Annotated in this window: 9 protein-coding genes and 2 tRNA genes; 1 reads left to right on the plus strand and 10 read right to left on the minus strand. The window is 59.5% G+C overall.

What is annotated here, in order from left to right:
- From rpoB to secE, 7 genes are all read right to left on the minus strand, one after another.
- Window positions 1-3,075 (minus strand): DNA-directed RNA polymerase subunit beta (gene rpoB, locus QZ564_RS18150; protein ID WP_297113144.1); only part of this gene is annotated, 3,075 nt, incomplete at its 3' end.
- A 374-nt stretch (window positions 3,076-3,449) separates the two neighbouring features.
- Window positions 3,450-3,830 (minus strand): 50S ribosomal protein L7/L12, encoded by a 381-nt coding sequence (rplL, locus tag QZ564_RS18155; protein ID WP_297113145.1) that lies wholly within the window; start codon window positions 3,828-3,830, stop codon window positions 3,450-3,452.
- Between the two features lie 57 nt (window positions 3,831-3,887).
- Window positions 3,888-4,406: a 50S ribosomal protein L10 gene (gene rplJ, locus QZ564_RS18160; RefSeq protein ID WP_297113147.1), complete on the minus strand. Its 519-nt coding sequence runs from the start codon at window positions 4,404-4,406 to the stop codon at window positions 3,888-3,890.
- Window positions 4,407-4,711: 305 nt separating this feature from the next.
- Window positions 4,712-5,404: a 50S ribosomal protein L1 gene (rplA, locus tag QZ564_RS18165; protein ID WP_297113149.1), complete on the minus strand. Its 693-nt coding sequence runs from the start codon at window positions 5,402-5,404 to the stop codon at window positions 4,712-4,714.
- Window positions 5,405-5,410: 6 nt separating this feature from the next.
- Entirely contained in the window at window positions 5,411-5,839 is a 429-nt protein-coding gene (rplK, locus tag QZ564_RS18170) for a 50S ribosomal protein L11 (RefSeq protein WP_297113152.1), read from the minus strand.
- A 114-nt stretch (window positions 5,840-5,953) separates the two neighbouring features.
- Entirely contained in the window at window positions 5,954-6,484 is a 531-nt protein-coding gene (gene nusG / locus QZ564_RS18175; RefSeq protein ID WP_297113154.1) for a transcription termination/antitermination protein NusG, read from the minus strand.
- Window positions 6,485-6,525: 41 nt separating this feature from the next.
- On the minus strand, window positions 6,526-6,720 hold the full coding sequence (gene secE, locus QZ564_RS18180) for a preprotein translocase subunit SecE (protein ID WP_297113156.1): 195 nt from the start codon (window positions 6,718-6,720) through the stop codon (window positions 6,526-6,528).
- A 256-nt stretch (window positions 6,721-6,976) separates the two neighbouring features.
- Here secE and QZ564_RS18185 point away from each other — a divergent pair, with 256 nt between their 5' ends.
- Window positions 6,977-7,243 (plus strand): hypothetical protein, encoded by a 267-nt coding sequence (locus QZ564_RS18185; RefSeq protein ID WP_297113158.1) that lies wholly within the window; start codon window positions 6,977-6,979, stop codon window positions 7,241-7,243.
- 272 nt (window positions 7,244-7,515) lie between these two features.
- Here the strand turns inward: QZ564_RS18185 and QZ564_RS18190 are convergent.
- From QZ564_RS18190 to QZ564_RS18200, 3 genes are all read right to left on the minus strand, one after another.
- Window positions 7,516-7,591, minus strand: a tRNA-Trp gene (locus QZ564_RS18190).
- 176 nt (window positions 7,592-7,767) lie between these two features.
- Window positions 7,768-9,222 (minus strand): NADP-dependent succinate-semialdehyde dehydrogenase, encoded by a 1,455-nt coding sequence (gene gabD / locus QZ564_RS18195; RefSeq protein WP_297113160.1) that lies wholly within the window; start codon window positions 9,220-9,222, stop codon window positions 7,768-7,770.
- Window positions 9,223-9,398: 176 nt separating this feature from the next.
- Window positions 9,399-9,472, minus strand: a tRNA-Gly gene (locus QZ564_RS18200).
- Window position 9,473: the final 1 nt, after the last annotated feature.

Below are 9,473 nucleotides of genomic sequence, written 5' to 3' on the forward strand. Positions count from 1 at the left end.
GTCGTCCTCGACGGCAAACTGCCACCACTTGGATCGCGGCTGACCTTCAAAGATCGAGTCGTTGAGCTTGGTGCCCACGACATAGCCCTTCGGACCTGCAGTCGCGGCCTTGCCGAACAGCATTTCCTTGAGGCGGGCATAGACGTTACGGTCTAGGATCGACTGCTCGTCGTCGCGGTCCTTGGCCAGGCGCTCGATCTCCTCGCGCTCAATGGCCATGGCGCGCTCGTCCTTGTCGATACCATGACGGTTGAAGACACGGACTTCCACGACAGTCCCGGCATCGCCGGGTGGAACGCGCAGCGAGGTATCGCGAACGTCGGAAGCCTTTTCACCGAAGATGGCGCGGAGGAGCTTTTCTTCCGGAGTCATCGGCGATTCACCCTTGGGGGTAATCTTGCCGACCAGGATGTCACCCGGCTGAACTTCGGCACCAATATGCACGATACCGGCTTCGTCGAGGTTCTTCAGCGCTTCTTCCGAAACGTTCGGAATGTCGCGGGTGATTTCCTCGGGACCAAGCTTGGTGTCGCGGGCCATCACTTCATATTCCTCGATGTGGATCGAGGTGAAGACGTCCTGCATGGCGATCTTTTCGCTCAGGAGGATGGAGTCTTCGAAGTTGTAGCCATTCCAGGGCATGAAGGCGACGAGCACGTTGCGGCCCAGGGCAAGATCACCCAGTTCCGTCGACGGGCCATCCGCAATGATGTCGCCGGCATTGATGTGGTCGCCCACCACGACCAGCGGACGCTGGTTGATCGAGGTCGACTGGTTCGAACGCTGGAACTTCATCAGGTTGTAGATGTCGACGCCCGACTTCGACGCATCGGTTTCTTCCGTTGCGCGAATGACGATACGGGTCGCATCCACCTGGTCCACGACACCGGTGCGCTTGGCCGCAATGGCAGCACCCGAGTCACGGGCCACGACTGGCTCCATACCGGTACCCACAAAGGGCGCCTCGGCACGCAGCAGCGGCACGGCCTGCTTCTGCATGTTCGAGCCCATGAGGGCGCGGTTCGCGTCGTCGTTTTCGAGGAACGGGATCAACGACGCGGCAACAGACACCATCTGCTTGGGGGAAACGTCCATCAGGTCGACATTTTCCTTGGGCGTCAGGCCGTTGTCACCAGCATGGCGCGCCACAACCAGGTCGTCAGCCAGTTCACCGTCCTTGGTGAAGGCCACGTTCGCCTGGGCGACGTAGTGCTTGGCCTCTTCCATGGCCGACAGGTAAACGACCTCGTCGGTCAGCTTGCCGTCGACGATCTTGCGGTACGGGGTCTCGATGAAGCCGTACTTGTTGACGCGGGCATAGGTGGCCAGGTTGTTGATCAGACCGATATTGGGGCCTTCCGGCGTCTCAATCGGACAGATACGGCCGTAATGGGTCGGATGCACGTCGCGGACTTCGAAGCCGGCGCGTTCGCGGGTAAGACCGCCCGGCCCGAGCGCGGAGAGACGGCGCTTGTGCGCCACTTCCGAGAGCGGGTTGGTCTGATCCATGAACTGGCTCAGCTGCGAGGAACCAAAGAATTCACGCACGGCGGCGGCGGCCGGCTTGGCGTTGATCAGGTCCTGCGGCATCACCGTGTCGATCTCGACCGAGCTCATGCGCTCCTTGATGGCACGTTCCATGCGGAGCAGGCCAAGGCGGTAGGAGTTCTCCATGAGTTCGCCGACCGAACGGACGCGGCGGTTGCCCAGATTATCGATGTCGTCGATCTCGCCACGGCCATCGCGCAGATCGACCAGGGTGCGGACGACCTCGACAATGTCCTCCTTGCGCAGGGTGCGCATGGTGTCGGGAGCATCGAGTTCAAGACGCATGTTCATCTTCACGCGACCAACGGCACTGAGATCATAGCGCTCAGCGTCGAAGAACAGCGACTGGAACATCGCTTCGGCGGTTTCGACAGTCGGCGGCTCACCCGGACGCATGACACGGTAGATGTCAAACAGCGCGTCTTCGCGGCTTTCGTTCTTATCGATGGCAAGAGTGTTGCGCAGATAGGCACCGATCGAAACATGGTCGATGTCCAGGATCGGCAGCTCGTCAAAGCCCTTGTCCACTAGAGTGGTCAGCAGCTTCTCGTCGAGCTCGTCGCCGGCCTCGGCATAGATCTCACCCGTCTGCAGATTGACCAGGTCCTCGGCGACATACATGCCATAGAGATCTTCATCGACTGCCAGCAGATGGGTCAGGCCATTTTCGGCAAGCTTCTTGGCCTGGCGGGCCGAGAGCTTCTTGCCACCTTCATGCACGACGTCGCCGGTCTTGGCGTCGATCAGGTCATGGGTCGGCTTGGCGCCTTTCCACTTCTCGGCATCGTAAGGAACGCGCCAGCCCTTCTCGGTCTTCTCGTACTGCAGCTTGTTGTAATAGGTGTCGAGGATTTCCTCAGCATCCATGCCAAGGGCCTTGAGCAGCGAAGTGACCGGGATCTTGCGGCGGCGGTCGATACGCGCATAGACGATGTCCTTGGCGTCGAACTCGATATCGAGCCAGGAGCCGCGATAGGGAATGATACGACCGGCAAACAGCAGCTTGCCCGAGGAATGGGTCTTGCCCTTATCGTGATCGAAAAACACGCCAGGCGACCGGTGCATCTGCGAGACAATGACGCGCTCAGTACCGTTGACGACAAAGGTGCCGTTGGGCGTCATGAAGGGCATATCGCCCATATAGACGTCCTGCTCCTTGATGTCCTTGACCGAGCGGGCGCCGGTTTCCTCGTCCACCTCGAACACAATCAGCCGCAGGGTCACCTTGAGCGGGGCAGCGAAAGTCATGTCGCGCGCACGGCACTCGTCGATGTCATATTTGGGCTGCTCGAATTCATAACGTACGAACTCAAGCGAGGCGGTGTTGGAGAAGTCGGTGATCGGGAACACAGACTTGAAGACGGACTGCAGGCCCTCCTCCGGACGTCCGCCCTTGGGCTCGACAACCTGGAGGAACTGATCATAGGAAGCCTTCTGGACTTCGATCAGGTTGGGCAACTCCGTGACTTCGCGGATGGAGCCGAAGGACTTGCGAACCTTGCGGCGGCCGTTGAACGTGGTAGCCATAAAAGCTCCTACTATTTAATGCGCTTGTCTCGGAGGCAGATATCCAAAGACCCGACTATCAGCCGTCGGCGCTCGGGATATATGCCTGGTATTCAATTCGGCGGGGCTAGCTGGATGGCACAAGATTCGGCTCACAACCCCGATGAGCCGGTTCACAGACACGTGATCAGCGACTAAAGCCCCGCACGAGGGACAGCCCACGGCGAGGTCAACAGAGGCTTCAATCTGCCCGCGACATCCAAATTCGTCATATATTTCCGCAAATTGGGGCCTGGACCCATCCAATCGGCCCAAGGCGAATCGTTCCGTCAGAAACGGAAAAGCGAAATGGCACATAAAGCGCCATTTCGCAAATTTCAAGGCATAAACTGAAATTACTTCAGTTCGACCTTGGCGCCGGCATCTTCCAGCTTCTTCTTGATGTCTTCGGCTTCAGCCTTCGACACGCCTTCCTTGATCGGCTTCGGAGCGCCTTCGACCAGGGCCTTGGCTTCGCCCAGGCCGAGACCGGTGATGCCGCGGACTTCCTTGATGACGTTGATCTTGTTGTCGCCGAAGGAGGCGAGGATCACGTCGAATTCGGTCTTTTCTTCAGCGGCAGCGGCCGGAGCAGCACCACCAGCAGCGGCAGCCACAGCAACCGGAGCAGCGGCGGAAACGCCCCACTTTTCTTCGAGCATCTTGGACAGCTCGGAAGCTTCCAGGACGGTCAGGGCCGAAAGGTCGTCTACGAGTTTGGCGAGATCAGCAGCCATTTCATACTCTTTTCAGTTTGGGTTCGGGTTCGAATGTTGAGGTAGTTTGGAACGGCCTTAAGCCGCTTCGCCCTTTTCCGCGTGAGCGGCCAGAACGCGAGCAATGCCCGCACCCGGCTGCACGAGAATGGAAGCGATGTTCTGGGCGGGCTGCTTGACCAGGCCGGCAAGCTTGGCGCGCAGTTCGTCCAGCGAGGGCATCGTTGCCAGCGCCTTGACCCCATTGGAGTCCAGCGCGGTCTGACCCATGGCACCACCGAGAATGACGAACTTCTGGTTCTTCTCGGCGAAGGCCGCTGCGATCTTGGGTGCAGCGACAGGATCTTCCGCATAGGCGATGACGGTCGGACCGGTGAACAGGTCCGAGATGTCCGCGACATCGGTTTCCTTAAGAGCGAGCTTGGCAAGGCGGTTCTTGGCGACCTTGACCTTGCCGCCAGCCTTCTTGACCTGCACGCGCAGATCAGTGAAAGCGGCAACGGTCAGGCCGGTATTGTGCGCGACGACGATCGATCCAGCGCCCGCAAGGGCTTCCTGGAGCGAGGCGACGACTTCACGCTTTTCCGCTCTTTCCAATGCTAGTCTCCACAAATTGACTCTCAGGCGAATGCCAAAGAGCCATTGCCAATTGCTGCCCCCTGCCCTTTCAGGATCGGGGAACAACGGTTAGTGCCTGCCAACCGAGTGCCCGCAAGGGGCAACTGGCTTAGGTTCGAACCGCAACCCTTGGGCCGTTGGGCCCGGAATTGGGTCTCACCCCGTCTATTGCTGGCTCCGGAAGGAATTAACGGCACTAGGCCGACCGGCAGTCTCGGACAGGACTTTACGCAGCCCTTGCGAGGGCGGCGAAACCGGGCAGCGAACCGCCCGGAATTCTTGAATTAGAGAGCCGTACCCGGCTCGACATGGACGCCCGGGCCCATGGTCGAGGAGACAGCGACCTTCTTGACATAGGTACCCTTGGCACCAGCCGGCTTGGACTTCACGACGGCGTCGGTGAACGCCTTGATGTTCTGCAGCAGCGCCTCTTCGGAGAACGACACCTTGCCAACGCCAGCGTGAATGATACCGGCCTTTTCGACACGGTATTCCACGGCGCCGCCCTTGGCAGCACCAACAGCGCCCTTGACGTCCATGGTCACGGTGCCGACCTTGGGGTTCGGCATCAGGTTGCGCGGGCCGAGAATCTTACCGAGACGGCCAACGAGCGGCATCATATCCGGGGTGGCAATGCAGCGATCGAACTCGATCTTGCCCGACTGGATGGTTTCCAGCAGGTCTTCGGCACCGACAATGTCAGCACCAGCAGCAGTGGCCTCGTCGGCCTTGGCGCCACGGGCGAACACGGCGACGCGGACAGTCTTGCCGGTGCCGTTGGGCAGGTTGACGACGCCACGGACCATCTGGTCGGCGTGACGAGGATCAACGCCCAGGTTCATGGCGATCTCGATGGTTTCGTCGAACTTGGCCGAAGCCTTCGACTTCACCAGCTTGACGGCGTCTTCAAGCGAATAGAGCTTGTTGCGGTCGATGCCTTCACGGGCAGCGGCGACCTTCTTTGCGATCTTTGCCATTTGTTCTTAGCCCTCGACCTGGATGCCCATCGACCGGGCGGAACCGGCGATCATGCTCATTGCGGATTCGACGTCGTCCGCATTGAGATCCTTCATCTTCTTCTCGGCGATATCGCGCAGCTGAGCCTGCGTGATGGTGCCGGCGCTTTCCTTGCCCGGCAGCTTGGAGCCAGACTTGAGGTTCATCGCCTTCTTGATGAAGTAGGTCACCGGCGGCTGCTTCATCTCGAAGGTGAAGCTCTTGTCGGCATAAGCGGTAATGACTGTCGGAATCGGCGAGCCCTTTTCGAGCTCCTGCGTGGCCGCATTGAAGGCCTTGCAGAATTCCATGATGTTCAGACCGCGCTGACCCAGCGCAGGACCGATCGGGGGCGACGGGGTGGCAGAGCCAGCCGGCACCTGGAGCTTGATATAGCCCGTAATCTTCTTAGCCATTTTTCATCCTTCTCTGTTGCCCCGAGGGGCAGTTGAAGCCGTGGTGCGGTTTCCTGACGCGGGCTGAGCGCCATCCCCTTCCACGGTTTTTGCCGAGTTTCCCCGGCAGACCGATCAGACCTTCTCGACCTGACCGTATTCGAGCTCCACAGGCGTGGGGCGACCGAAAATAGAGACCTCGACCTTGAGACGGGAACGTTCCTCGTCCACCTCTTCGACGACACCATTGAAGCTTGCGAAAGGACCGTCCGACACGCGCACGTTCTCGCCCACTTCGAAGCTGACGGAGGGCTTGGGATGATCCACACCTTCCTGCACCTGCTGCAGGATCGACATGGCCTCGCTCTCCGAAATCGGCATCGGCTTGTTGTCCGAGCCGAGGAAACCGGTGACCTTGGGCGTGTTCTTGATCAGGTGGAACGCCTCGTCGGTCATGTCCATCTTGACCAGCACATAGCCCGGAAAGAACTTGCGTTCCGTATCGACCTTACGGCCGCGACGGATCTCCACCACCTTCTCAGTGGGCACAATCACGTCTTCAAACAGGTGCTCGAGCTTCTTCTGCGCAACCTTGAGGCGAATGTCTTCCGCCACCTTGCGCTCGAAGTTCGAATACGCCTGAACGATGTACCAGCGCTTGGCCATAAAGGGTCGCCGCTCCCAATAACTTTTCTAACTGATCCGGATCAGCGGATCGACAGCATCAACGATACGAGCCAGGAAATGACCTGATCGGCCGCAAGAAAGAACAGGCTGGCCAAAATGACGAGCACCAGAACCATGATCGTGGAAATCACGATCTCACTCCGGCCCGGCCAGGTGACCTTGCTGACTTCCGAGCGAACCTGCTGGAGAAACTGGACTGGGTTCGTGCGGGCCATGGGCGTTTCTACTTCGTATCTTGGTGCAAAACCAAAGGCCGCGCAGGAATCCCGCACGGCTAGAGCGGGCTATCTAGAAGCTTTGCTGGGGGAATGCAACAGGCATAAGCAGGGAATCGCTATGTGATAGCGACCCAGATTTCCGATCACATGTAAAGCATATGTGCAAAAAGCCGCTGAATCCCCCTTGCACGCCCGCATCGCTTGGCGTTGGATAGATTATGCTCAGAATGTGGCAAAGCTCGTGGAGGGAGCAATGTCGTTCGAGGTCCTCGCCTGCCAATTGCTACACTTTGGCCCACACGCGACCATTGCCGGCCGAACTACCGGTGCCGTGCGCGTGCGGATTCGCGAGCGATTTCATGGCAATGTGACCGAATACGGGCTCACCCTGCCCGTCAAGGCGGACTGCGGCAAGGTTCCTCATGAGCAGGTGCGAACCGCGCTCCTGACTCATGCGGCCCACCAGCTCAACAAGCTCAGGGCCCGGCATAGTGACAGGTTGCCTGCAGCAGCCGAGTAGCGCACGCATTGCCACATCCGTTCCTCGGACTGCGTAGCTCGAAATCCGACACTGAAATAAGTGGGAACCGACGCAACTTTCACGTCGGAAGAGCGTTTTTCAGTCTGCAGGATTTGCCTCCTGCGACCTCCAACGTCAGTCCCCGGATCCCATGCACTCCCAAACCCTGCCGGGGACTGGCTCTTCTTGTGAGTGAATGCGCCAGCGGCCCGCAAGCGGGCGAAGTCGCGCAGGCGCAGCATGCACACGCAATTGGCAATGTCTGGAAGGCCTGGCAGGGGCTGGGGGACTCGAACCCACGACCCTCGGTTTTGGAGACCGATGCTCTACCAACTGAGCTAAACCCCTTCAGGCGAGGCCGTGTCTAATGGCAAAGCGCGCAGGATGCAAGGGGCAGTTTAGGTCGCTTCGCACTTGTCGGAACTGATTGACCTTCAGGTGCAAACCCGGTGAAAAATGGCGGAAGAGCACCGGCCCCGATGGCGGCCGGTCTCCGCCCCGCGCTTCGGACAGCCTCAATCGCCTCAAGCGATCCCGCCAAGGCAAACATATTTCATTTCCAAGAATTCCTCGATCCCATAGCGCGAACCCTCCCGCCCCAGGCCCGAGGACTTGACGCCCCCAAAGGGCGCCTCAGCTGTCGAGACGAGACCGGTATTGACCCCCACCATGCCGTATTCAAGCGCTTCGGCAACGCGCCAGACACGCGACAGATCCCGAGCGTAGAAATAGGAGGCGAGGCCGAATTCGGTATCATTGGCCTGTGCAATTACATCGGCCTCGTCCCTGAAACGGAAGAGCGGCGCCACCGGGCCGAAGGTTTCCTCTTTGGCGACCGCCATAGCGGGCGTGACATCGGCAATCACGGTCGGCTCGTAGAAAGTACCGCCCAGTTGGTGCTGCTTGCCGCCCCGCAAGACCTTGGCGCCTTTGCCAAGCGCATCAGCCACATGTTCCTGAACCTTGTCGAGCGCTGCCTGGTCAATCAGCGGCCCGAGCATGACGCCCTCGTCAAAACCATTGCCGGTCTTGAGCGTGCCAATGGCTTTGGCGAGCTTTTCGGCAAAGTCGTCATAGACACCGTCCTGCACATAGATGCGGTTGGCGCAGACACAGGTTTGGCCATTATTGCGGAACTTCGCAATTAGGGCGCCTTCAACCGCCGCATCGAGATCGGCGTCATCGAACACTATGAAGGGTGCATTGCCACCAAGCTCAAGCCCGAGCTTTTTGATGGTGGGCGCACTCTGCTTGTAGAGTTCGGCCCCCACCTCGGTGGAACCGGTGAAGGTCAGCTTGCGGACGATGGGGTTGGCGGTCATCTCGGCACCGATCTCACGCGCGGAACCAGTAACGACGCTGAACAGACCTGCTGGCAGGCCTGCGCGTTCGGCCAAAACCGCCAGAGCTATGGCTGAGAACGGCGTCTGGCTGGCCGGTTTCAGCACCATGGCACACCCAGCGGCAAGCGCTGGCCCCGCCTTGCGGGTGATCATGGCGTTGGGAAAATTCCAGGGCGTGATGGCCGCGACAACCCCGATGGGCTGCTTCATCACCATAATGCGCGCATCCGTCCGGTGGCCAGGAATAAGGTCGCCATAGACGCGGCGGGCCTCTTCCGCGAACCACTCTATGAAACTGGCACCATAGGCGATTTCGCCCTCTGCCTCCTTGAGCGGCTTGCCCTGTTCCAGAGTAAGGATACGCCCCAGATCAGTCTGGTTTTCCATTATCAGATCGAACCAGCGCCTGAGGATATTTGACCGCTCCTTGGCGGTGCGCGCCGCCCAGTCCTTCTGCGCCGCTTGTGCAGACAGTATCGCCTGGCGCGTCTCGGCCGCTCCGAGCTTTGGCACGCCGCCAACAATGTCCCCGGTAGCCGGATTGGTAACGGCAATACCAGCGGACGGATCGACATCGATCCAGGTGTCGCCAACCAAAGCGCTCTGGCGGAAAAGGGATTCGTCGTAGAGCAGCATGTCCTTGGCTCCTTCAGGCGGTGGTCAATACCTCTGAAAACGCCTTATAGGACAGATTGGGTTCAAGCTGTTGCGAACTTTGCCAGTCTCAAGTACCGACGACCCGCCAGTTCGGAAGCGAATACCGCAATGGCGAGCACTGCGGCGGCGACCGTCAAGGCGGGAAGAGAAGGAAATGGAGCGGGTAGCGGGAATCGAACCCGCGTATTCAGCTTGGAAGGCTGCTGCTCTACCATTGAGCTATACCCGCC

Origin of the sequence: uncultured Devosia sp. (assembly GCF_913055165.1) — a bacterium.
Lineage (GTDB): Bacteria > Pseudomonadota > Alphaproteobacteria > Rhizobiales > Devosiaceae > Devosia.

Coding starts and splice junctions, on each gene's coding strand:
- gabD (WP_297113160.1), bottom strand. CDS start 9,222: ATGCTGCTCTACGACGAATCCCTTTTCCGCCAGAGCGCTTTGGTTGGC.
- rplL (WP_297113145.1), bottom strand. CDS start 3,830: ATGGCTGCTGATCTCGCCAAACTCGTAGACGACCTTTCGGCCCTGACC.
- nusG (WP_297113154.1), bottom strand. CDS start 6,484: ATGGCCAAGCGCTGGTACATCGTTCAGGCGTATTCGAACTTCGAGCGC.
- rplA (WP_297113149.1), bottom strand. CDS start 5,404: ATGGCAAAGATCGCAAAGAAGGTCGCCGCTGCCCGTGAAGGCATCGAC.
- QZ564_RS18185 (WP_297113158.1), top strand. CDS start 6,977: ATGTCGTTCGAGGTCCTCGCCTGCCAATTGCTACACTTTGGCCCACAC.
- rplK (WP_297113152.1), bottom strand. CDS start 5,839: ATGGCTAAGAAGATTACGGGCTATATCAAGCTCCAGGTGCCGGCTGGC.
- secE (WP_297113156.1), bottom strand. CDS start 6,720: ATGGCCCGCACGAACCCAGTCCAGTTTCTCCAGCAGGTTCGCTCGGAA.